The sequence below is a fragment of the Stenotrophomonas sp. CASM110 genome, from assembly GCF_049384345.1.
GTDB classification, from domain to species: domain Bacteria; phylum Pseudomonadota; class Gammaproteobacteria; order Xanthomonadales; family Xanthomonadaceae; genus Stenotrophomonas; species Stenotrophomonas muris.
In genome coordinates, this window is sequence record NZ_JBMRGI010000015.1 from 1 (window position 1) to 22,361 (window position 22,361).

A 22,361-nucleotide genomic window follows, 5' to 3' on the forward strand; every position below is an offset into this window, starting at 1 on the left:
CCCCCGGGCCCCCGGCACTACCATTGCGAATTCGCCGGGCCATGCCCGGCGGATGCGGATCAACCGGTGTTCTGCACGCCCTGCGCAACACCGTTCACGCAGGCCACCAGCGCGCGCAGCAACCCGTCATCCTCGCGCCCGCTGGCCCGCCAGCGCTGCAACAGGTCCACCTGCAGCACGCTGATCGGATCGACGTAGGGATTGCGCAGGCGGATCGACAGCGCCAGCCGCGCATCGTGGTCGAGCAGCGTCCGCTGGTCCATCAGCGCCAGCAGCCAGTGCCGGGTGAGTTCCAGTTCGCGCTGCACCTGCGGGAAGAAGTGCCCGTGCAGTTCACCCGACAACAGCGAAAACTGCTCGGCGATGGTGATATCGCCCTTGGACAGCACCATCGCGATGTCGTCCAGGAAGGTGCGGAAGAACGGCCAGTCCCGCGCCATCTCGCGCAGGGTCCGTTCGTGGCCGGCAGCAACCGCCGCCTGCAGGCCACTGCCCACGCCGTACCAACCAGGAATCACCGCGCGCGCCTGGCTCCAGGCGAACACCCAGGGAATCGCACGCAGGTTGCCCAGCGCGGCGTCCTGGCCGAGCCGGCGCGATGGCCGCGAGCCCAGCGTCATGCGTTCGATCACGTCGATCGGCGTGGCGGTGCGGAAGTAGTCCATGAAACCGGCCTGGCCAACGAACGCGCGATACACCTCGCTGCTGGCCGATGCCACCGCGTCCATTACCGGTCGCCACTCATCCTCGCGCGGCTCGGCGGCACGCGGGCGCAGGCTGGCACGCAGCACCGCACCGGTGGCCTGCTCCAGCGAGCGCAGGGCCAGCGCACGGATGCCGTACTTGCGATGGATCACCTCGCCCTGCTCGGTCACCCGCAGGCGGCCATCGATGCTGCCGCGCGGCGATGCGTCCACCGCGTGCGTGGTCTTGCCGCCACCGCGGCTGATCGAGCCGCCACGGCCATGGAAGAAGGTCAGGCGGATGCCGGCCTCGGCCGCCACCTCCAGCAGTTCCACCTGTGCACGCTGCAGGCCCCAGCGCGATGCGGCGATGCCACCGTCCTTGCTGCTGTCCGAATAGCCCAGCATCACCATCTGCACGTCATCGCGCGCTTGCAGGTGCGCGCGATAGATCGGGTCGGCCAGCAGATCACGCAGGGTCGCGGTGCCGCGCTTGAGGTCCTCCACCGTCTCGAACAGCGGCGCGATATCCAGCGGTACTGATCCGTTCTCTTCCACCAGGCCGCCACGGCGCGCCAGCGCCAGCACCGCCAGCACGTCGCTGCGGTCATGTGCCATCGAGATGATGTAGCTGCCCAGTGCATCGCCACCATGCCGCGCACGGGCATCGGCCAGCGCGGCGAACACGGCGTCCAGTCGCCGGTTGCCTTCGTCGTCGCCCTTCGGCAACGGCGCGTCACCACTGGCATGCGGCGCCAGCAGGCGCGCGCGGCCCACTGCATCCAGGCCGTCCCACGCTGCGTCGCCGCCCAGCACCGTGGCCAGCGCGCGCGCGTGCACGCTCGATTCCTGGCGCACGTCCAACCGCGCCAGGTGGAAGCCGAAGGTCTTCACCCGCCACAGCAGGCGCTGCACGGCGAAGCCACCGGCATGTTCGCCGCGGTTGGCGCGCAGGCTGTCGAGGATCAGCTGCAGGTCGTCGATCAGTTCGTCCGGGCCGGCGTAGGCGCCCTCGCCATCGTCCAGCGTTGCCTGCAGGCGTGCGCGCATGCGGTCGTTGAGCAGGCGGTACGGCATGTCGGCATGGCGCGGGCGCGACTGCACCTGCGGCAGCAGCTGCTGGTAGTGCGCCACGCGCGCCTGCAGCGCCTCGCTCACGCCCACCCGCTCGGTGGACTGGCTGAGCAGGCTGGCCAGCTGCAGCAGTTCCTTCTGGTAGCGACCCAGCACGGCCTGCCGCTGCGCGTCCAGCGTAGTGCGGATGGTGTGGGCATCCACGTTCGGGTTGCCGTCCATGTCGCCGCCCACCCACGTACCGAAGCGCAGCAGGCGCGGCAGCGGCAGTTCTTCGCCGTAGGTATCGCGCAGCGCCTGCTGCAGCGATTCGTACAGCACCGGGATCACCCGGTACAGCACCTGCACCAGATAGAAGCCGACGTGCTCGCGCTCGTCATCGACGGTAGGCCGCACCGGCGAGGAATCGGTGGTTTGCCACGAAGCGGTCAGCGCCATGCGGAAGCGCGCAGCATCGGCGGCCGCTTCCCCCGGCGTGCGCTGGCCGTCGAGGTTGTCGACCAGGCTGGCCACCATCAGCTGCTCTTTCTCCAGCAGCGCGCGGCGCACCGCTTCGGTCGGGTGCGCGGTGAACACCGGTTCGATGTCGATGCGCGGCAGCCACTGCGCCAGCTCATCCAGGCCCACGCCCTGCGCCTTCAGATGCTGCAGCGCATCCTGCAGGCCGTCGGGCTGCGCCCCGGCGGTACCGGCACGCTGGTAATCACGGCGGCGGCGGATGCGATGCACGCGCTCGGCGATGTTGACCACCTGGAAGTAGGTGCTGAAGGCCCGCACCATGGTCTCGGCCTGCTGCGGCGTGCGCCCGGCCAGCCCTTCGGCCAGCTCCGACAGCGGCGCCTGGTTCTCGCGGCGGGCAATGGCGCGGGTGCGCACGTCCTCGACATCGTCGAGAAAAGCGGCCGAAACCTGTTCGACCAGCAGGTCACCGACCAGTGCGCCGAGCCGGCGCACGTCATCGCGAAGCGGAAGATCGGGGGAAGCAAACTCGATGCTGCTGCGGTACTCGTTCATCGGCGACGCACAGGCCTCGGTCAACGGATCCAGACCCCAAGCCTATCCCAGATCGGGCGTCGTGCTGCGATGCAAGAATGGTTTCATCTGCACGTATCCATGGCGGACGCAGCCGAGCATGGGCTCGGCTCTACAAGCGTCATGGCGCGTGACACCGTGTAGCGCCCGAGCCCATGCTCGGGCGGCGGCGCAGCCGCACAGGCGGCCGCTGTTGCAGCGGCCACCCTCATGCACGTATCAGCGCTTCTTCTTCGCCGTGCCCTGCTCGGCCGGGCCGATGGTCTGCTCCAGCCAGCGCTCGCTCTCGGCCAGCATGGTCATGATCGATTCGCGTGCGCGGTAGGCATGCGATTCGTTGGGCAGCATCACCAGCCGCGCGGTGCCACCCAGGCCCTTCACCGCCGCGAACATGCGCTCGCTCTGGATCGGGAACGTGCCGGAGTTGTTGTCGTCCACGCCGTGGATGAACAGGATCGGATCCTTGATCCTGTCGGCGTAATTGAACGGCGCCATCTTCTGGTAGACGTCCTGCGCCTGCCAGTAGTTGCGCTCCTCGGCCTGGAAGCCGAACGGCGTGAGCGTGCGGTTGTAGGCGCCGCTGCGCGCAATGCCCGCCTTGAACAGGCGGGTGTGTGCCAGCAGGTTGGCCGTCATGAACGCACCGTACGAATGGCCACCAATGGCGATGTGATCGCGGTCGGTCACGCCACGCCGCACCACTTCATCCACGGCCGCCTGCGCATTGGCCACCAGCTGTTCGATGTAGGTGTCGTTCGGCTCCTTGTCGCCCTCGCCGATGATCGGCATCGACGGGCTGGCCAGCACCACGTAACCCTTGGCCAGGAACGCCTGCGGACCCCAGTAGCTGACCGCATTGAAGCGATACGGCGAATCGGTCACCTGGCTGGCCGCGGCCGCGCTCTTGAACTCGCCCGGGTAGGCCCACATCAGCAGCGGGCGCGGGCCGTCGCGCTTCGGGTCGTATCCCGGCGGCAGCAGCAGGGTCGCGGTCAGGTCGACGCCGTCCTTGCGCTTGTAGCGGATCTGCTCCTTCTGCACACCCTTCAGCTGCGGCAGCGGATGCGCGAAGTGGGTCAGCGCACGCGGCGCAGCACCGGCATCGGCCAGCGACTGCACGTAGAAGTTGGCCGGCTCGTCCGGGCTCTCGCGGCTCAGCAGCAGCGAGCTGCCCTGCTTGTCCAGCAATGCCACCGGCAGCGCATAGCTCGGCGCCTGCGAGTGGAACAGGCGCGTTGCCTTGCCCGTGGCGATGTCGAAGCGGTCCACGAACGGACGGTCGCCTTCCGGCGAAGCACCGGCGCCGGCCAGGTACAGGCTGCCGCCATCGGCGCTGGTCTGCAGCAGCGAACGGCCGCGCTCGTCGCTGGCCCGCAGCGGCCGGCCCGGATCGGCGTAGCGGTCCTGCGCATCGCGATCCCACAGCAGGCGCGGTTCGGCGCTGGCATTGTCCGGGGCGATCAGCCAGGTCTTGGTCCTGCGGGTCTTCCACCACGATTCGGTCAGCAGGGCCAGGTCGCCACGGCCCCAGCTGATACCGGCCAGGCGGCTGCCCAGCTGGGCCAGCGTCACCGGCGGCGTGTCGAACGGCGCGGCCTGCATCAGCACCGCATCGCGCACCTTGGCATCCCTGTTCGGGTCGCCACCATCCTGCGCTTCGGCCCAGACCAGGGTCGCGTCGGCATCACCACGCCAGCCGATGTCACGCACGCCGGTCACTTCGGCGTCGTTGCCGGTCGGCAGGCCTTCCACCAGTGGACGCACGGCCACGGTATGCACCAGCTTGCCGCTGGCACGGTCGATCACTTCAATGCGGCGCGGGAAACTGCTCACCGGCACCACGTAGGAATACGGGCGCTGCACCGGCTGGCGCAGCACGAAGCGGCCATCCGGCGACACGGAGAAGCCCATGAAGATCCCGGCCGCGCCGATCGGGCGGGTGCTGCCATCCAGGCTGACTTCCACCGGCTGTGTGGTGGCGTAGTAGTCGAACTGGCGCGCGTCAGCCTCGTTCTTCAGCAGGTCCTGGTAGGTACGGATCGACACCACGCCATCGCCCCGGCGGGTCTGCTGCACGGCCGGGCCGGTCGGGATGCCGTCGGTGGCCGGGGCCGCACCGAGGTTGGCCGGGCGGGTGAACACCACCAGCCCGCGGCTGTCCGGCAGCCACTGGTAACCGCTGCCGATCACCGTGTTCAAGCCGGCAACCAGGCGGCGGGCGCTGCCGGCGGCCACGTCCACCAGCCACAGTTCGTTGGCGCCGCTGGTGGCGTCGACCTGGTTGAAAGCGAGCCACTTCTGATCCGGAGACCACATCAGGCTGGCGATCGACAGCGTGGCCGGCAGGCCGCTGATCTGCCGTTCCTTGCCATCGGCCACGTTCATCAGCCACAGCTTCTCGCCGAAGCTGAAACGGCTGTCGGAGAACGTGCGCGGGTTGATGCGCAGGCCGGCCAGCTTCAGTTCCGGCTGCGCCACCACCCGGATCGACGGCAGCGACGGCATCTGCATCAACGCGGCCATGTCGCGGCGAGGCGACAGGTGCAGCGACGGCGCGCGCGGTGCGTCGACCACCGCCTGCAGCGCCGCCGAGGGCAGTTCGTAGCCATTGGCACCCTGCGCCTGTGCTGCAGCGGGCTGTGGGGCCAGCGCCCAGGCCAGCGGGGCCACGGCCAGCAGTCCCATCGACAGGACCAGGCCGGTCCAGCGCCGCGTACGGCGCGCGTGCATACTCATCGTTCTACCTGCGTGATGCGTGAAAGCACCGACCTTAACAGGCCGTGCACGCGCCCCCATCTGCCGATGGTTGGGTCATCCGGATGTCATGCCGGGGCCGCGATATAATGGGGGTTCTCCCCTGCCGAGGGGCGCTGCGACCGGATCCGATGAGGCCCGGCCAGGCTCGGTAAGGTGGCTTTGTAACAACGGCGCCCGGCTAGATGCGAGCACCCGCTCGCCCACAACCGGAGCACACGAATGAACGCTGTTGCCAAGACCTTCTCCACCGAAGGTGATTACAAGATCCGCGACATCACGCTGGCCGACTGGGGCCGCAAGGAACTGGACATCGCCGAGCACGAAATGCCGGGCCTGATGTCGATCCGCCGCAAGTACCAGGCCGAGCTGCCGCTGAAGGGCGTGCGCGTGACCGGCTCGCTGCACATGACCATCCAGACCGCGGTGCTGATCGAGACCCTGAAGGACATCGGCGCCGACGTGCGCTGGGCCTCGTGCAACATCTTCTCGACCCAGGACCACGCGGCTGCCGCCATCGCCGCCACCGGCACCCCGGTGTTCGCCTGGAAGGGCGAGACCCTGGAAGAGTACTGGGACTGCACCCTGGACGCGCTGACCTTCACCCTGGCCGACGGCACCCTGACCGGCCCGGAACTGGTGGTGGACGACGGCGGTGACGTGACCCTGCTGATCCACAAGGGCTACGAACTGGAGAACGGCAGCGACTGGGTCAACACCGCGTCCGCCTCGCACGAAGAACAGGTCATCAAGAACCTGCTCAAGCGCGTCGCCAAGGAGCGCCCGGGTTACTGGGGCCGCGTGGTCAAGGACTGGAAGGGCGTCTCCGAAGAGACCACCACCGGCGTGCACCGCCTGTACCAGCTGGCCCAGGCCGGCACCCTGCTGATCCCGGCGATCAACGTCAACGACTCGGTCACCAAGAGCAAGTTCGACAACCTGTATGGCTGCCGCGAGTCGCTGGCCGACGGCCTGAAGCGCGCGATGGACGTGATGCTGGCCGGCAAGGTAGCCGTGGTCTGCGGCTACGGCGATGTCGGCAAGGGCTGCGCCGCGTCGCTGCGTGCCTACGGCGCGCGCGTGATCGTCACCGAGATCGACCCGATCTGCGCCCTGCAGGCGGCGATGGAAGGCTATGAAGTCAACACCATCGAATCGACCCTGGGCCGTGCCGACCTGTACGTCACCACCACCGGCAACCGCGACATCATCCGCATCGAGCACCTGAGCGCGATGAAGGACCAGGCCATTGTCTGCAACATCGGCCACTTCGACAATGAGATCCAGGTCGACGCACTGGTGTCCTTCGCCGGCATCAAGCACGTCAACATCAAGCCGCAGGTCGACAAGTACATCTTCCCGAACGGCAATGCGATCTTCCTGCTGGCCGAAGGCCGCCTGGTGAACCTGGGCTGCGCCACCGGCCACCCGAGCTTCGTGATGTCCAACAGCTTCGCCAACCAGACCCTGGCACAGATCGACCTGTGGGCGAACAAGGACAGCTACGAGAAGAAGGTGTACCTGCTGCCGAAGAAGCTGGACGAAGAAGTAGCTCGCCTGCACCTGGAAAAGATCGGCGTGAAGCTGACCACCCTGAGCCAGGAACAGGCCGACTACATCGGCGTGCCGGTGGAAGGCCCGTTCAAGCCGGACCACTACCGCTACTGATCGTGCGCGGTGCCGGCCAGCGGCCGGCACTACCGGCGCAGGCGGGGTCGGATCCCTTTCCGCAGGAAAGCGCTCTGACCCCGGCAACAGATGCAGACAGAACGGGCGCCTTCGGGCGCCCGTTCTGCGTTGCGTCGCCCCGCAGCAGATCCGCGCGCCCTGTCACAGTGCCCTAAGAAGCCGCTTGCTAGTCTCTATGCCCCCATGGACTGCCAACTGCAGGCCATGCGCCGGGACGCAGACAGCAAAGGACAGGACATGCCGCGCAACAATGACCGAGTGACCCGGGCGATGAAGCCCCTGATGATCCTGTGCTGGGTGGCCCTGCTGGCCGCCTGCAGCCCGCCTGGCAGCGATGCCGGTGCCAGCGCGCCGGCAGCGAACACCGGCCAGGCAAGCACCGACGGCAAGGCAACCAGCACCCCGGCAGCGGCCACGGGCAGCAGCGCTGCCTGCGCCGAGGGGGCATCACAGGTGCAGACCCTGATCTGCAACGACCCCGCCCTGTTGCAGCAGGAAGGCGAGCTGGCCAAGGCCGAAGCCTCCGCACGCGACACCCTCGATGCCGCCGGCAAGGCCAAGCTGCAGGCCGAGCAGCAGCGCTGGATCCAGCATACGCGCGACCTGTGCGGTGACGCGCACTGCCTGCAACAGGTATTTGCCGATCGCCTCAAGGTGCTCTCGGCCACGCGCGACGGCCTGGTCGACCAGGACGCCTGCGAAGTGCCCGACGGCCAGCAGCAGTGCGTGGACCTGCTGGTGCTGCGCGACCCCAACAGCCGGTTGGCGAACTTCAACACGCTGCTGGGAGAAAACGGCCAGGAAGGCCGCCTGCTGGGCTGTACGGCCGCCACCAACGTGGGCGGTGGCCCCAATGCCGTGCTGGCGGCCAACTGCATCCAGGAAACCACCGCCGGCAAGCGCAACGTGCAGTTGTGCAGCAACCAGATGGTCGGCCAGTTCGCCCTCGAACCGGCATCGGCCGCCTACGGCACCCAGGCCGTCCGCCAGCTGCTCGGCTTCACGCAGCAGCACTGCGCCGGCTGACATCCGCTGGGTGCGCCCGGCGCTTTTTCCCACATTGAAGGACGATGACCATGGCAAAGGATTCCACCCTTACCCGCGAACAGCTGTCCACGCTGTTCCTCAACACGGAGCTGGGCGGCAACACCCGCCACCTGGACCACTTCTCATACGCGCAGAAAGGCGCAAGCACCTACTCGTTCGGACTGGTGCAGTTCGATGTCGGCGGCAATCCACAGGCCAGGCGTTTCCTGCGCGACAACGGCTTCACCGCCGCTGACATCGAACTGCTGTCCCAGCAGGGCGGATTGAGCACCCGGCAGCTGGCGGCGCTTGACGCCAAGTTGCAGGCCATTCCGCAGGCGAAGATGGACCAGCTCACCAACGACAAGCTGGACAGCGCCATCGAGCGCGTCGATGAAGCCATCGCCAAGGTGCGTGCCACCAACCCGGCCGCCGCCGATGCCATCGCGGCCAACCCCGAACTGCAGCTGGCCATGGCCGACTATGACAACCAGTTCGGCGGCATGGGCCCGCAGTTCATCAGCTATCTGGCCGGCAACGCGGAAAAGCTGCAGGGCGGTACGGTCCAGGCCGGCAATCCACCGACCCGCGGCGACGTGCAGAACTTCGTCGATGCCACCAAGTACGGCATCCAGTCGCCGGCCGCGGTGACCAGCCGCGATGAGCGCTTCGACCGGGCCATGACCCAGCTGGGCATCACCCCCACCCATGCCCCCTCGCACGGGTCGCCCGGCGCGCCCGGCGGCAACGGCGTACTGGTCAGCGGCGCCAGGGGCGATGAGGTAAAGGCGATGCAGCAGAAGCTGGCCGACCTGGGCTATCTGGGCAAGGACGGCAAGCCACTGGTAGCCGATGGCGATTTCGGGCCCGGCACCCTGGAAGCGGTCAAGCAGTTCCAGCATGAGCACCAGCTCACCGTCGATGGCAAGGTCGGCGCCACCACCCTGGGTGCGCTCGACAAGGCCATCGCGCAACAGCAACAGCAGGCCGCCGAACCGACCATGGCCACCCCCGGCCACGCCGACAACCCGCGTTACCAGCAGGTCGTGGAAAAGCTGGAAACGCTGGAAGAACAACGCCGCCAGGGTGGCCTGGCGCCACTGTTCAATGACCGCAGCCAGCTCGAGAACGCCGCAGGCCTGGTGGCTTACGAGTCCAAGCTGGCCGGCATGAGCCAGGTCGATACCGTGCTGGCGCGGCCGGACAACCAGGGCGTGTTCGCCGTGCAGGGCCAGCTTGGCGATCCCGCCATGCACCGCACTTACGTCGATCTGTCGCAGGCGGCGAACCACACGCTGCAGGACAGCACGCGGCATAGCCAGGCGCTGGACAACGAACTGTCGCAGCGACAGACCCAGGAACAGATTCAGACGCAGCAGTCGATGTCGCGCTGACGCGGGATGCCGACGATCACAGCCGGGACGGGCGCCTTCGGGGGCCCGTCCTGCGTTGATGCGCGAGTTTCGGTCAAGGCAATATCCCTACCTCGCGCTAGGATGCGCCCATGACCCCGGCCATCAACCTGCTCAAGCGCGAGAAGATCGCCCACACCGTGCGCAGCTACGTGCACGACGCCCACGCCGAATCGTATGGCGGCGAAGCCGTCGACAAGCTCGGCCTCGACCCGGCCCAGGTGTTCAAGACCCTGCTGGCCAGCACGGAAGCACACGAACTGCTGGTGGCGATCGTGCCGGTCGCCGGCCAGCTTGACCTGAAGGCGCTGGCCGAAGCCGCCGGCTGCAAGAAGTGCGAGATGGCCGCCGCCGATGCCGCACAGCGCGCGACCGGCTACCTGGTCGGTGGCATCAGCCCGCTGGGGCAGAAGAAGCGCCTGCGCACGTTCCTGGACGCCAGTGCCGAAGCGCTGCCCGCGCTGCATGTCAGCGCCGGGCGCCGCGGCCTCGAGGTAGAACTGGCACCGGCCGACCTTCTGCGCCTCACCGCCGGCCACTACGCTGCCATCGGCAAGTCACGCTGATGCGCTGGCCGTGGTCTGCAGCGCCGGTACCCCGGCTCGACGATGCACAGGCCGACGTGCTGCTGCAGGACCTGCTGTCGCGCGATGCCACGCGCATCACCGATGCCGCACGCACGGTGGCACGGCTGTTCAGCACCGCATCGTTGGACGCGTTGGTCGCACATGTGGATACGATCGAACGCAACTGCGAGGGCATCGCACTTGGCGGCATGCTGATCAGCAACCAGGCGCACCTGAAGGCGGCCCTGGAACGGCTGCGCTACTGGCGGGCGCGTGAGGGGTGCCTGTGCGCACTCTACCCTTCCTATGTGTTCTTCAACCCTGCACCGCTGCTGGAACAGGGCCACGTGCTGCTGCTCGGACGAGGCGAGGCCGAGGATGGCTGGGGTGAGTGCTACCGGGTGACGTGCACGTCCTGCACGCAGCCGTGGAGCGCCACCGAGCGTGAATACCACTACCCGTGGTGGGAGTGGAAGCGCCTCTGACAGTGATGCAGCCACGCACGGCGTGGCTCCGCTGCGGTACGTCCAGATCCATGCCATGCGTGGATGACGCTCACTCCACGAATTCATACCGCATCGGCATGCGCACGAGGGTCAACGCCGGCACCGTACCCTTCGCATCGGCGCGGCTGAAACGCCAGCCCTGCAGCTCCTCCGCTGCAGCGTCATCCAGCAACACATGACCGCTGGAGGTCTCCACGATCACGGCCGCAACGCGCCCCCGCGCATCGACCAACGCCTTCAGCATGCTGCGGCCGGACAGCCCCTGCCGCATGGCCTCCACCGGATAGCGCGGCGACACGCCGCGTGGAGGCAGCCAGGGAATACCTTCACCCGCGAACAGATCCCGGTTGCTGCGTGCCGCGCAGGACGTCGGCAGGCGCAGCTGCAGGGATACCTGCACCTCATTCACGGTCACGTGCGCCGGCGCGGCACAGGCATGCTGCACCAGCGCCTCCAGCATTCGTTGCTGCCGACGCAGCGCGTTGCCATTGGCCGCAGCCACTTCAATCACGCAGCGGCCGTCCTGCGGCTGCATCGACAGCGCGGTCACGCCTGCATCGCGCAGCCCGGGAAGGCGTGCCATGGGTTCGCAGGCCATCCCGGCAGAGGGCTTCGCGGCCAGTACCGGGGTGGCGGGCAGCGTGCCCGCCAGCAACATCAGGATCATCCTTGCCCAGACCGCCATGCCCTGCCCTCCTTGGGTTTGCCTGGCCCGATCATAGCGCGCGCCTGGGGTCGGATCCCCTCCTCAGGGAAAGGCTTCGACCGGGGGCTCGAATGATCGGGTCAGAGCCCTGCGATGCGGGGATCCGACCCCGGCCGCCAGTTGGCGTTGTTCTCCCAGAACTCCACCGAGCGCCGGTAGGCCTCCTTGTCCAATGGCACGCCGGAACCGCCCTCCTCCACTCCCAGCGCATTGCGCATCATGGTGATCGGCGCCATCGGCACTTCTTCCGGTTCGGCGGTATAGATGCAGCCGACGATGCCCCAGTCGGCTTCGATCGGTGAGCCTTCCCTGGCCAGCTGCTCGGCGTTGTACAGGATCACCACCAGGTAGTTCGCGCGCGGCGACTCCACGCCCTCGAACCAGCGCACCAGTACCGGCAGTTCCTCGCGGTTGCGCGCTTCGTAGCCGCTGCGCAGCTGGTGGCGGTTGGCCTCGGTGACCGGCACCGTCAGGCAGCGCGTGCTGGTCCAGTTCTCGTAGACGAACAACTTGCAGAACGGGGCGTAGCCGTCGAGCACCTTCAGCGGCGCGTGCGCATTGAGGTGTGCCTCGAACTGCTCGGCAGTGCAGTCCTGGATGGTATTGCCGCGTGGCACGCGCGGGAACAGGCGGGGACGGGCGAAATCGGTGAGGACGATGGACATGGCGCGGCGTGATCTGGGAATCCGCTGCACAGGGTAACCGCTGGCAGCACCTACAACGCCATCCGCTCGCGCAGCTCGCGTGCCTGCCGCCGCGATACCTCCACCTCGCTGCCATCATCCAGCGTCAGGTCATAGCCGTCGCCGATGCTGGGCGACACCCCACGGATACGGCGCAGGTTGACCAGTGTGTTGCGGTTGGCGCGGAAGAAAAGATCCGGCGGCAGGCGTGCTTCCAGCGCGCTCAGGCTGCGGGTCAGCAGTGCGTTCTGGTCGCGGAACCACAGCCGCGTGTAGTTGCCATCCACCACCAGCCGACGGATCTCGGAGACTGCCACGAACCAGCAGCGTTCACCCTCGCGCACGAACACCTGGTCGTGCGCGCCCAGCGTGCCGCGCGATTCCGGCACGTCGGCCGCAACCGCCTCGCACTGCCGCGCCCGCTCGAGCGCTTCCAGCAGCCGCGGCGCCTCCACCGGCTTCACCAGGTAGTCCAGCGCGTTGGCCTGGAACGCACGCACCGCATAGGTGTCGTAGGCGGTGACGAAGACCACGGCCGGCACCGTGTCCAGGCCGTCCAGCACGTCGAAACCACTGCCGGAGGGCATCTGCACATCCAGCAGCACCAGGTCCGGTGCCAGCGTGGTGATCGCCTCGCGTGCGGCGGGCACGTCGTCGGCCTCGCCCACGCACTGCACCCACGGCAGCGCCGACAGCAGCGTGCGCAGCTCCTGCCGGGCCAGCCGTGCGTCATCGACGATCAACACGCGCAGCATGCCAGTCATTGCGGAATCTCCAGCAGGGCCTGCATGCGGTCACCGGCCGGTTGCAGCACGAATCGGCCACGCATGCCCAGCTGCGCACGCAGGTAGGCCAGGCCGACGCCATGGCCATGGGTGGGTTCGCTGCCGGTTGGAAGTGGATTGTCCACCTGCAACCGCAGCACGTCATTGTCCAGCGTGGCGCGGATCTGCACCTCGCCGCCGCCGGGTCGGCTGGCGATACCGTGCTTGATCGCGTTCTCCACCAGCAACTGCAACGCCATCGCCGGCAGCTGCGCCTGCGTGGCATCGGCATCGATCTGCTGCCGCACCTGCAGGCGCTGTTCGAAATGGACCGCCTCGATGGCCAGGTAATCATCGACCACCGCCAGTTCCTCGGCCAGCGTGACCTGCTCGCTGCGGTTGTGGGCGAGCGCCTGGCGCAGCGTGCGCGACAGGCGGGTGACCATGTCACGGGCCCGTTCCGGGTCTTCCAGGATCAGCGCACGCAGGTTGTTCAGCGCATTGAACATGAAGTGCGGATTGAGCCGCGCACGCAGTGCGTCACGTTCCAGCGCACTGCGTTCGGCTTCGGCGCGCAGGCGTGCCAACTCGCTGTGGCGTGCCCGCCGCAGGCCGTGCAGGCCCGCCCACAAACCGGTCCACACCAGCAGGAACAACGCGGTGTTCATCCAATACAGCAGCACCGAAGACCACTGGTAATCCGCATGGCCGCCAGGCAGCTGCACCCAACCCAGCGCCAGCGCCGGCAGCAGCAGCGCCGCCGTTACCGCCTGTGCGACGCTGGCCCCGAGCACCACGCCGGCAGCCAGTTTCAGCACCAGGCTGCCCAGGCTGCCCTCCCACCAGCGCTGGCGCAGTGCAACCGAACGCAATGCGCCGCTGCACAGGCAGAGTGAGACCGCGACGCTGACGGTGATCAGCACGATGCCACTGAACACGATGCCGCCACCGATCCGCATGCCGACCCACAGCCCGTACAGCGCATAGCCGGCCCATGCCAGTGCATTGAGCGTCCAGAAACGGCGGGAAGGCGTGGTGGCGTCCATGCGGGCTCTCGGCGGTGGCAGGAGGGCGGACAAGGGTCAGGGATGCGCGGCGAGGAAACGCTGCACCTGTTCCTGCAACCAGCGCGGATCATCCCACATCAGGAAGTGGAAACCCTGCGCGCTCATCGCGATCTGCACGCCCTGCAGTTTCGCGTACTGGGCCTGGAACACCGCACGCGTGCCGTCCTCGGTGCCGCCCATCGGCTGGTAGCCGGCCCAGCTGCCGAGCACCAGCGTCGGCGCGGTGATCGAAGCGATGCTGTCGCGCAGGTCGGTGGTCATCACCGCATGCATCGCATCGGCCGTGGTCTGGCGGTCGCTGGCTTCGCCCCAGCGGCCCAGTTCGGCCTGGCGCCGCGGATCGCGGGTCATGCCCGGCAGGCCCGCCTTCAACTGCGCCTGCCATTGCGCGGCGTCGGCGGCCAGCATGCCCTTGCGCAGCTGGTCGGCCATCGGCCGCACGCTGTCAGCGGTGGCACTCGGGTCGCGCGCCGCCGGCAGGAACGGCAGGGCATCGACCACCACCAGTGCGCTGATCGCCTTCGGCTCGGCCTGCGCCATCTGCAGGCCCAGCACGCCACCGAGGCTGTGGCCGACCACCACCACCGGCCCCAGGTGCTGGTCATGCAGGTAGGCCAGCAGCTGCCCGCGCATCGCCGGCAGGAAGCCGGCCGGGCGCGGGTCGGCCGCTGCCGCGCCAGCAAAGCCCGGCAACTGCACCAGGTGGCACTGCACGTCCTTCAGGGCCAGGCAGGTCTCGCGCCAGGCCTCGGCGCTGCTGTTGAGGCCGGGGATCATCAGCAGCGGTCGCCCCATGCCGACCACCTCGACCTGTACCTTGCCAGCGGCCGAGCCGGTGGCGGCATGCGCGGAACCGGAGCCGAGCACGGCCATCGCCATGCCGATCATCGCCAGCCGGGCCAGGGCCTTCATCGCGTACCAGAGTGCCAGGAAGATCTTCATCGTGTGCTCCTTCATCAGGTGGGGGGTGCCGGGATGGGAGCAGCGTGCGCCCGGCTACGGCAGCCAGGTTGCGATTCCGGAGCAACGGCCGCAGACCCGGGCAAACGGTCGCCGGCGGCGGACGGTGCCAGTCCATGCAGCCAACTAACATCCATCTTGATGAAGCGATATACTGACCCGCACCCGCCGCTGCCGCCCGTGCCATGACCGCCATCAGCTTCGAGTTCTATCCGCCCAAGACCGACGAACAGCGCAGCCAGCTGGACCGCGCCGCGGCCAGGCTGAAGGACTACGGCCCCGAGTACGTGTCCTGTACCTTCGGCGCCGGTGGCTCGACCCTGAGCTATACCTCCGAGACCGTGCGCCACCTCAACCAGCACCACGGCTTCGAGGCTGCACCGCACCTGTCCTGTGTCGGCGGCACCCGCCAGGAAATCCGCGAACTGCTCAAGCTGTACCGCGCCATCGGCTGCCATCGCCTGGTCGCGCTGCGTGGCGACCTGCCCTCCGGCATGGGCTTCCCCGGTGACATGCGCTACGCCGCCGAGCTGATCGACTTCATCCGCGCCGAACACGGCACCGCCTTCCGCATCGAAGTCGGTGCCTATCCGGAGACCCATCCACAGGCCTCCGATGCACTGGCCGACCTGAAGCACTTCAAGGCCAAGATCGATGCCGGCGCCGACGCGGCGATCACCCAGTATTTCTACAACCCGGATGCGTACTTCCACTTCGTCGATGCCGTGCGCCGGCTCGGCGTGCAGGTGCCGATCACGCCCGGTATCATGCCGATCGCCAACTTCAGCCAGCTGCGCCGCTTCTCCGAGCAATGCGGTGCGGAGATCCCGCGCTGGATCAGCCGCAAGATGCAGGCCTATGGCGATGACGCCGAATCGGTGCGGGCGTTCGGTATCGAAGTGGTGGCCAAACTGTGCCAGCGCCTGATCGAGGGCGGCGCGCCGGGCCTGCACTTCTACACCTTGAACCTGGCCAAGCCGACCACTTCAGTGCTGAAACTGCTGCGGGGCTGAAAGCACGCCATGCGGACCGGATCGGCGCTACCCTGCGAGGATGATCCGGCTTTCCTTCCTGCTGTTGCTGCTGCCGCTATGCGTGCTGTCGAGCGTCGCCCGCGCACAGTCCACGCGCCTGAACCGCTGCACCGATGCGCAGGGCCAGAGCGTGTATACCGACCGGCCCTGCGACAGCGTGGGTGCACGGTCACGGCTGCCGCCGCCCTCCCCGACCGGCAATACCGCAGCGCGCGACACGCTGGGTGCACGCTGCCCGCGCCGGCTGAGCGAGCTCGTGGACGCATTGCGCAACGGCATCCTCAGCAACGACGTCAATCGGCTGTCCTCGCTGTACCTGTGGGGCGCGGTTTCTGATGCGGGCGCGCAGCGCATCCTCGGCCAGCTGGAATCGTTGGCGCGGCGGCCGCTGGTGGACGTGGTGCCGGTGTATCCGCGGCAGGACCAAGTCGCAGTGCCGGAGGAGGGTCAGAGCCCTGCTGCGCAGGGGTCCGACCCTGAGCCGCCGGCCGTGCGCCATCCGGTCGGCCTGCGCCTGGAGCAGACGCTGCCCGGCAGCGCGTCGCGAGCGTCCACGGTGCTGGGGTTGCGGCGGCAATACGGATGCTTCTGGATCACGTTGTGATCGGGAGGGGTCGGATCCCTTTCCAGCGGAAAGGGCTCCGACCCCGGATTGCCGCGATGGGGTCAGAGCCCTGCTGCGCAGGGATCTGACCCTGCATGCCGGCTCACGCCGGCCACAGCCCACGAATCGCAGCGATGCCCTGCCCGCCATGCCGACGCGCTTCGGCGATATGGCCGGCGGCCATGCCGCCCAACGCGTAGATCGGCAGCGATACCTGCGCGCGCAGCGCAGCGAAGGCCTCCCAGCCCAGCGGCACTGCCACGGGATGGCTGGCCGTGGCCTGCACCGGGCCGAGCACCGCGAAGTCGCAGCCCAACTGCTGCGCCGCCTGCAGCTGCTCCAGGTCGTGGCAGGACGCGGCGACCAGCTGTCCTTCCGGCAAGGGCCGCTCCTGCAGGGCCAGCAACTGCTCGCTGCCCAGGTGCACGCCCACGCCCAGTGTGCGGGCCAACGCGACATCGCGGTTGAGCAGCCACTGCACGCCGCGACGATGCGCGCGCACGGCCTGTTCGATCATCGCCTGCCGTTGCGGATGCTCCGGCGGCAGGCGCAGCTGGATGCGCTGCTGGCCCGCCGCCACTGCCTGCTGCAGCCGTTCATGCCAGTGCTGCACGCCGCCGGCATCTTCGGCCGGCGCCGGCGTGATCAGGTAGCGATCCGGTTGGCGCAGTGCGGCCACCACCGGCAGGTCGGCCGGCGGCATGGAATAGCGGCCCAGCTTGTCCTGCGCCACCCAGGTGATCGCCTGGCCCTCGCGCCCGCGCGGTGTGCCCTTCCAGCTGCGCACGTGGCGCACTTCCAGGGTCAGGTGCTTGTCCGGATAGCGCTGCGGCACATCCATCAGCCAGGGCCCGACATCGGCCTCGATGCCCAGCTCTTCGCGCAGTTCACGCACCAGCGCCTGTTCGGAGGTCTCGCCGGATTCGCGCTTGCCGCCGGGGAACTCCCACAGGCCAGCCATGTCGCGGTTCTCGGTACGGCGGTTGAGCAGCACGCGGCCACGGGCGTCGGTGATGACGGCGGCCACGACATGGATCGATCGGGTGGGAGAAACCATGGGGCCAGCATGCCCAGAACAGGGCGGCCAGCGCAATCACGAATCCGCGCCGGATCGCCCGCGCCAAAGCAGAAGGCCCCGCTTGCGCGGGGCCTTCCGGGGTCAGCTCAGCTGGCCGTGGCAGTGCTTGTACTTCTTGCCACTGCCGCACGGGCACGGATCATTGCGGCCGATCTTCGGCTCGTCGCGCTGCAGCGTGGCCACGCCCTGCTGGGCGGCTTCGACCTGCGCGGCTTCCTCGTCGGCGCTGTAACCGCCGGCATCCTGGTGCTGGAACTGCGACTGGCTCAGGCGCGCCTGCGCCTGCTGGCGCTCGGCCGCTTCCAGCGCCTGCACTTCCTCGTCGCTGCGGATGCGCACGCGGGCCAGCAGGGTCACCACTTCGCGCTTGACGTTCTCCAGCATGTCCGAGAACAGCTCGAAGGCTTCCTTCTTGTATTCCTGCTTCGGCTGCTTCTGCGCGTAACCACGCAGGTAGATGCCCTGGCGCAGGTAATCCATGCGCGCCAGGTGCTCCTTCCAGCTCTGGTCCAGCACGGTCAGCATCACGTGCTTCTCCAGCGCGCGCATGGTTTCTTCGCCCAGGCCGGCTTCCTTCTCGGCGAAGTGCTGGTTGACGCGCTCCTGGACCTTGGTGGCGATGGCCTCGGCGTCCAGCTCTTCGTGTTCCTTGACCAGGTCGGTCAGCGACATCTGCAGGCCGAAGTCCGACTCCAGGGTCGCTTCCAGGCCGCGCAGGTCCCACTGCTCGTCGATCGAGTTCGGCGGCACGAAGCGCGCCACGATGTCGAAGATCACGTCGTCGCGGATGCCATCGACATTCGCCTTCACAGACTCGGCATCCAGCAGCTCGTCGCGCTGGGCGTAGATCACCTTGCGCTGGTCGTTGTTGACGTCGTCGAAGTCCAGCAGGTTCTTGCGGATGTCGAAGTTGTGGGCCTCGACCTTGCGCTGCGCCTTTTCGATCTGGCGGCTGACCAGGCGGTCCTCGATGACGTCGTCTTCCTTCATGCCCATCATGCGCATGGCCTTCTGCACCCAGTCGGAGGCGAAGATGCGCATCAGGTTGTCTTCCAGCGACAGGTAGAAGCGGGACGAACCCGGGTCACCCTGGCGGCCCGAACGGCCGCGCAGCTGGTTGTCGATACGACGCGATTCGTGGCGCTCGGTGCCGACGATGTGCAGGCCGCCCGCCGCCTTCACTGCCTCGTGGCGCTTCTGCCATTCGGCCTTGACCGCTGCCTTCTGCTCGTCGGTCGCGTCCTCGCCCAGGGCGTGGATCTCGGCTTCCAGCGAACCGCCCAGCACGATGTCGGTACCGCGGCCGGCCATGTTGGTGGCGATGGTCACTGCGCCCGGGCGGCCAGCGTTGGCGACGATGGTCGCTTCGCGGTCATGCTGCTTGGCGTTGAGCACTTCGTGCTTCACGCCGGCCTTGCTCAGGTGCTCGGACAGCATTTCCGAGGTTTCGATCGAGGTGGTACCCACCAGCACCGGCTGGCCGCGCTTGGCGCACTCTTCGATGTCGGCCAGCACCGCATTGAACTTGCCCTTGCGGTTGAGGAACACCTGGTCCGGACTGTCCTTGCGGATGGTCGGGCGGTTGGTCGGGATCACCACCACTTCCAGGCCGTAGATGCTCTGGAATTCGAACGCTTCAGTGTCGGCCGTACCGGTCATGCCGGACAGCTTCTTGTACATGCGGAACAGGTTCTGGAAGGTGATGCTGGCCAGCGTCTGGTTTTCGCGCTGGACCGGCACGCCTTCCTTCGCTTCCACCGCCTGGTGCAGGCCGTCGGACCAGCGGCGGCCGGCCAGGGTACGACCGGTGAACTCATCGACGATGACCACTTCGCCGTCGCGCACGATGTAGTCCACGTCACGCTGGTAGATCGCGTGCGCGCGCAGGGCGGCGTTGAGGTGGTGGACCACGGTCAGGTTCTGCGCCGCGTACAGGCCTTCGGTCTCGCCGTCGAGGATGCCGGCTTCAACCAGCAGCTGCTCGGCGTGCTCCATGCCCGCTTCGGACAGGTGCACCTGCTTGCCCTTCTCGTCGACCCAGAAATCGCCCTCGCCGTCTTCCGCTTCCTGCTTGACCAGGTGCGGCACGACGCGGTTGACGCGGATGTACAGCTCCGGGGAATCATCGGCCGGACCGGAGATGATCAGCGGGGTACGCGCTTCGTCGATCAGGATGGAGTCGACTTCGTCGACGATGGCGTAGTGCAGGCCGCGCTGGTAACGGTCGGCCTTGGACAGCGCCATGTTGTCGCGCAGGTAGTCGAAGCCGAATTCGTTGTTGGTGCCGTAGGTGATGTCGGCCGCATAGGCTTCGCGCTTGTCGCTGTGCGGCATGCCCGGGTACACCACGCCCACGCTCAGGCCCAGCCAGTTGTACAGCTTGCCCATCTGCGCGGCGTCGCGGCGGGCCAGGTAGTCGTTCACGGTGACCACGTGCACGCCCTTGCCTTCCAGCGCGTTGAGGTACACCGGCAGGGTCGCCACGAGGGTCTTGCCTTCACCGGTGCGCATTTCTGCGATCTTGCCCAGGTGAAGCACCATGCCGCCGATCAGCTGCACGTCGTAGTGGCGCATGCCCAGCACGCGGCGGCCGGCTTCGCGGCAGACCGCGAACGCTTCCGGCAGCACCTTGTCCAGGGCTTCACCGCCGGCGATGCGCTGCTTGAACTCCGGCGTCTTGGCCTGAAGCTGCTCGTCGGAAAGCTTCTCGATCTCCGGCTCCAGCGCATTGATCTTGGCGACGATGCGGTTGAGCTGGCGCAGCTGTCGTTCGTTACGACTGCCAAATACGCGGGTAAGCAGGCTGTTGATCATTGAAGGAACCGGGTTGGATGGACACGACGCCCGGCCTCCCCCTTGGGATCCGTCCGCCGCAAACGAAACAGGGCGCCTGGCGCCCTGTCGATGGCAACACCCATTGTAGCTTGGGACGGGCGGCTGAGGTTTCAAGCGCCAATCCGGTCGCAATCGCCCCGGATTCGGCAAAGAAACACGGATGCGGGGTCGGACCCCTTTCGCCATGGCGAAAGGGCTCTGACCCCAGCCCTCAACCGAATCGGGTCAGAGCCCTTCCGCGGCGCGGAAGGAATCCGACCCGGGCATCAGCCGCGGCTGACGCGGCCGACCGGCGTGTTGCCGCCGTCGCCGAGGAACTTGCGCGGGTTGACCACGTTGCCGTTCTCCCACACCTCGAAGTGCACGTGGGCACCGGTCGAACGGCCGGTGGAACCGGCCTTCGCCACTTCCTGGCCGGCGCGGACCAGGTCACCGGCCTTCACCACCAGGCGCGAATTGTGCGCGTAGCGGGTGACATAGCCGTTACCGTGGTCGACATCGACGACGTTGCCATAGCCGCCCTTCACACCAGCGAAGCTGACCACGCCTTCGGCCACGGCCATCACCGGGTCACCGACCTTGGCGTGGAAGTCCATGCCCTTGTGGGTGGCGGCGCCGCGGCCGAACGGGTCGGCACGGGTGCCGAAGCCGGAGGTCACGTAGCTGTTGCGGATCGGCATGCGCGACGGCACGGCGTTCTGCTGCAGCTGGTGGTCGAACATCAGCGATTCCATCACCGACAACTGGCGGCCTGAAGCAGCGAAGCGCTGCTCCAGCACCTGTAAGTCGGCGTTGACGTCCTTGACCGGGATGTCGCTGGTCGGGCCGCCGGCGTCGCCGTCACCGAGGCCGGGGGTCTCGTTGAAGTCGAACTCGCCATCTTCCAGCTTGCCCATCTGGGTCAGCCGTTCGCCGAGGGCGTTCAGGCGGGTGGCCTGCGCCTGCAGCTCGCCGAGGCGGGCGGCCAGCGCGTTGACCTGGGTCTGCGCATCGCGCTTGACCTTGGCCAGCTCCGCATCCTGGCGCTCGACCTTGGCCTGCAGGCGCGAATCATTCAGCGCACTGGCGCCAATGCCGCCGGCAAGGCCGATAATGCAGCCTACCCCGAGCACGCTGCCCAGCAGGGCGCGGGGGCGGTCCTCGAAATAGAACCGCAAACGCGTGATCGGCGACGCCTTGGCCTGTCCTTCACGCGTTTTGATTACGATCTTTTTGAATGCCATCAGTGAGTTTTCATGTCTGAGCCGAAATCCAGCGTTCGCCCCGCGTCAGTGCCGAAACCGGCGCTGGATGCGGTAATGGCGGACAAAAGCGGGAACCCGCTGCGTCGGGCCTTGTGGCTCGACGCGCTGGACCGGCAGTTGCGCCCCCAGTTGCCGCCACCTCTGCGCAGCCGCTGCCGGCTGGCCAATGTGGACGGGGAACACCTCGTTTTTCTCGTCGAGTCCCCGGTCTGGCATGCCAAGTTGCGGCTTGCCGAAGCCCAGTTGCTCGACGCGGCCCGTTCCATCGGGCTGAAGGCCACCAGGGTGACCATCAAGACTGCGTCCACCACTCCCTCACGCTCCCCAGCGATCGACAACCGGAATGGCCCCCACGCAGTTTCAGCCGCCACGCACAAAGGGCTACGCGACGCCTTGGCTTGCCTGCAGGACGTTCCCTCGAAGCCGAAGAAGCGATCCTGATGGCAACGGAGCATCCGGCTCCGCTCCCCGTCGCGCGTGTCACCACGGCGTGAAACATTTCGGGGGCCGGGTCGCATCCTAGCGGCCATCCGGAGGCCTGTCGTTAGATTGAAGTTAAAACTCCGTTAAATTCAGGCTTCCGATCCAACAGGTTCACAAAACCGTGACCTTGAACCGGCCTTGACGCCTTTCAAGCACGCTGA

18 protein-coding genes and 1 riboswitch are annotated in these 22,361 nt (G+C 67.5%); of the genes, 8 read left to right on the forward strand and 10 right to left on the reverse strand.

Features of this window, described 5'->3' with window-relative positions; genetic code table 11:
- Positions 1–59: 59 nt before the first annotated feature.
- Positions 60–2,771: a phosphoenolpyruvate carboxylase gene (ppc, locus tag VG561_RS13895; RefSeq protein WP_423179691.1), complete on the reverse strand. Its 2,712-nt coding sequence runs from the start codon at positions 2,769–2,771 to the stop codon at positions 60–62.
- Between the two features lie 237 nt (positions 2,772–3,008).
- On the reverse strand, positions 3,009–5,525 hold the full coding sequence (locus tag VG561_RS13900) for a S9 family peptidase (RefSeq protein WP_423179692.1): 2,517 nt from the start codon (positions 5,523–5,525) through the stop codon (positions 3,009–3,011).
- A gap of 120 nt (positions 5,526–5,645) precedes the next feature.
- A riboswitch (S-adenosyl-L-homocysteine riboswitch) is annotated at positions 5,646–5,729 on the forward strand.
- A 36-nt stretch (positions 5,730–5,765) separates the two neighbouring features.
- On the opposite strand from VG561_RS13900, the gene ahcY reads away from it, so the two are divergent.
- The 5 genes from ahcY (at position 5,766) to VG561_RS13925 (ending at position 10,721) form a co-directional block, all read left to right on the forward strand.
- Positions 5,766–7,211, forward strand: coding sequence for an adenosylhomocysteinase (gene ahcY, locus VG561_RS13905; protein ID WP_014645960.1), 1,446 nt, complete (start codon positions 5,766–5,768; stop codon positions 7,209–7,211).
- A gap of 258 nt (positions 7,212–7,469) precedes the next feature.
- Positions 7,470–8,258, forward strand: a complete 789-nt coding sequence (locus VG561_RS13910; RefSeq protein ID WP_423179693.1) for a lysozyme inhibitor LprI family protein — start codon at positions 7,470–7,472, stop codon at positions 8,256–8,258.
- A 50-nt stretch (positions 8,259–8,308) separates the two neighbouring features.
- Positions 8,309–9,652 (forward strand): XVIPCD domain-containing protein, encoded by a 1,344-nt coding sequence (locus tag VG561_RS13915; protein ID WP_423179694.1) that lies wholly within the window; start codon positions 8,309–8,311, stop codon positions 9,650–9,652.
- A 110-nt stretch (positions 9,653–9,762) separates the two neighbouring features.
- Positions 9,763–10,236, forward strand: coding sequence for a Cys-tRNA(Pro) deacylase (ybaK, locus tag VG561_RS13920; RefSeq protein WP_014645957.1), 474 nt, complete (start codon positions 9,763–9,765; stop codon positions 10,234–10,236).
- Positions 10,236–10,721, forward strand: coding sequence for a hypothetical protein (locus tag VG561_RS13925; protein ID WP_423179695.1), 486 nt, complete (start codon positions 10,236–10,238; stop codon positions 10,719–10,721). The genes ybaK and VG561_RS13925 overlap by 1 nt, the downstream gene beginning before the upstream one ends.
- Positions 10,722–10,791: 70 nt before the next feature.
- On the opposite strand, the gene VG561_RS13930 is transcribed toward VG561_RS13925, so the two are convergent.
- The 5 genes from VG561_RS13930 to VG561_RS13950 all read right to left on the reverse strand — a co-directional run bounded on the left by VG561_RS13930 (position 10,792) and on the right by VG561_RS13950 (position 14,904).
- Complete coding sequence (locus tag VG561_RS13930; protein ID WP_262225261.1) at positions 10,792–11,427, reverse strand: energy transducer TonB; 636 nt, start codon at positions 11,425–11,427, stop codon at positions 10,792–10,794.
- A 101-nt stretch (positions 11,428–11,528) separates the two neighbouring features.
- On the reverse strand, positions 11,529–12,113 hold the full coding sequence (locus VG561_RS13935; RefSeq protein ID WP_014645954.1) for a DUF3228 family protein: 585 nt from the start codon (positions 12,111–12,113) through the stop codon (positions 11,529–11,531).
- Between the two features lie 50 nt (positions 12,114–12,163).
- A complete protein-coding gene (locus VG561_RS13940; RefSeq protein WP_014645953.1) occupies positions 12,164–12,895 on the reverse strand; it encodes a LytR/AlgR family response regulator transcription factor in 732 nt (243 codons plus the stop codon).
- Positions 12,892–13,941, reverse strand: a complete 1,050-nt coding sequence (locus VG561_RS13945; RefSeq protein ID WP_423179696.1) for a sensor histidine kinase — start codon at positions 13,939–13,941, stop codon at positions 12,892–12,894. The genes VG561_RS13940 and VG561_RS13945 overlap by 4 nt, the downstream gene beginning before the upstream one ends.
- Positions 13,942–13,977: 36 nt before the next feature.
- Positions 13,978–14,904, reverse strand: coding sequence for an alpha/beta fold hydrolase (locus VG561_RS13950; protein WP_032956694.1), 927 nt, complete (start codon positions 14,902–14,904; stop codon positions 13,978–13,980).
- Positions 14,905–15,107: 203 nt separating this feature from the next.
- On the opposite strand from VG561_RS13950, the gene metF reads away from it, so the two are divergent.
- Both metF and VG561_RS13960 read left to right on the forward strand, forming a co-directional pair.
- A complete protein-coding gene (gene metF / locus VG561_RS13955) occupies positions 15,108–15,935 on the forward strand; it encodes a methylenetetrahydrofolate reductase [NAD(P)H] (RefSeq protein WP_423179697.1) in 828 nt (275 codons plus the stop codon).
- A gap of 40 nt (positions 15,936–15,975) precedes the next feature.
- On the forward strand, positions 15,976–16,560 hold the full coding sequence (locus tag VG561_RS13960; RefSeq protein ID WP_423179698.1) for a DUF4124 domain-containing protein: 585 nt from the start codon (positions 15,976–15,978) through the stop codon (positions 16,558–16,560).
- Between the two features lie 103 nt (positions 16,561–16,663).
- Here VG561_RS13960 and VG561_RS13965 read toward each other — a convergent pair whose 3' ends face one another.
- From VG561_RS13965 to VG561_RS13975, 3 genes are all read right to left on the reverse strand, one after another.
- Positions 16,664–17,617, reverse strand: a complete 954-nt coding sequence (locus tag VG561_RS13965; RefSeq protein WP_423179699.1) for a Nudix family hydrolase — start codon at positions 17,615–17,617, stop codon at positions 16,664–16,666.
- 102 nt (positions 17,618–17,719) lie between these two features.
- A complete protein-coding gene (gene secA, locus VG561_RS13970; RefSeq protein WP_014645947.1) occupies positions 17,720–20,452 on the reverse strand; it encodes a preprotein translocase subunit SecA in 2,733 nt (910 codons plus the stop codon).
- Positions 20,453–20,739: 287 nt separating this feature from the next.
- Complete coding sequence (locus VG561_RS13975) at positions 20,740–21,696, reverse strand: M23 family metallopeptidase (RefSeq protein WP_014645946.1); 957 nt, start codon at positions 21,694–21,696, stop codon at positions 20,740–20,742.
- Positions 21,697–21,708: 12 nt separating this feature from the next.
- Here VG561_RS13975 and VG561_RS13980 point away from each other — a divergent pair, with 12 nt between their 5' ends.
- Positions 21,709–22,158: a DUF721 domain-containing protein gene (locus VG561_RS13980; protein WP_032956682.1), complete on the forward strand. Its 450-nt coding sequence runs from the start codon at positions 21,709–21,711 to the stop codon at positions 22,156–22,158.
- Positions 22,159–22,361: the final 203 nt, after the last annotated feature.

Coding starts and splice junctions, on each gene's coding strand:
- VG561_RS13965 (WP_423179699.1), bottom strand. CDS start 17,617: ATGGTTTCTCCCACCCGATCGATCCATGTCGTGGCCGCCGTCATCACC.
- secA (WP_014645947.1), bottom strand. CDS start 20,452: ATGATCAACAGCCTGCTTACCCGCGTATTTGGCAGTCGTAACGAACGA.
- VG561_RS13930 (WP_262225261.1), bottom strand. CDS start 11,427: ATGGCGGTCTGGGCAAGGATGATCCTGATGTTGCTGGCGGGCACGCTG.
- ybaK (WP_014645957.1), top strand. CDS start 9,763: ATGACCCCGGCCATCAACCTGCTCAAGCGCGAGAAGATCGCCCACACC.
- VG561_RS13915 (WP_423179694.1), top strand. CDS start 8,309: ATGGCAAAGGATTCCACCCTTACCCGCGAACAGCTGTCCACGCTGTTC.
- VG561_RS13950 (WP_032956694.1), bottom strand. CDS start 14,904: ATGAAGATCTTCCTGGCACTCTGGTACGCGATGAAGGCCCTGGCCCGG.
- VG561_RS13975 (WP_014645946.1), bottom strand. CDS start 21,696: ATGGCATTCAAAAAGATCGTAATCAAAACGCGTGAAGGACAGGCCAAG.
- metF (WP_423179697.1), top strand. CDS start 15,108: ATGACCGCCATCAGCTTCGAGTTCTATCCGCCCAAGACCGACGAACAG.
- VG561_RS13925 (WP_423179695.1), top strand. CDS start 10,236: ATGCGCTGGCCGTGGTCTGCAGCGCCGGTACCCCGGCTCGACGATGCA.
- VG561_RS13935 (WP_014645954.1), bottom strand. CDS start 12,113: ATGTCCATCGTCCTCACCGATTTCGCCCGTCCCCGCCTGTTCCCGCGC.
- VG561_RS13945 (WP_423179696.1), bottom strand. CDS start 13,941: ATGGACGCCACCACGCCTTCCCGCCGTTTCTGGACGCTCAATGCACTG.
- VG561_RS13910 (WP_423179693.1), top strand. CDS start 7,470: ATGCCGCGCAACAATGACCGAGTGACCCGGGCGATGAAGCCCCTGATG.
- ahcY (WP_014645960.1), top strand. CDS start 5,766: ATGAACGCTGTTGCCAAGACCTTCTCCACCGAAGGTGATTACAAGATC.
- VG561_RS13900 (WP_423179692.1), bottom strand. CDS start 5,525: ATGAGTATGCACGCGCGCCGTACGCGGCGCTGGACCGGCCTGGTCCTG.
- VG561_RS13980 (WP_032956682.1), top strand. CDS start 21,709: ATGTCTGAGCCGAAATCCAGCGTTCGCCCCGCGTCAGTGCCGAAACCG.
- VG561_RS13940 (WP_014645953.1), bottom strand. CDS start 12,895: ATGACTGGCATGCTGCGCGTGTTGATCGTCGATGACGCACGGCTGGCC.
- VG561_RS13960 (WP_423179698.1), top strand. CDS start 15,976: ATGATCCGGCTTTCCTTCCTGCTGTTGCTGCTGCCGCTATGCGTGCTG.
- ppc (WP_423179691.1), bottom strand. CDS start 2,771: ATGAACGAGTACCGCAGCAGCATCGAGTTTGCTTCCCCCGATCTTCCG.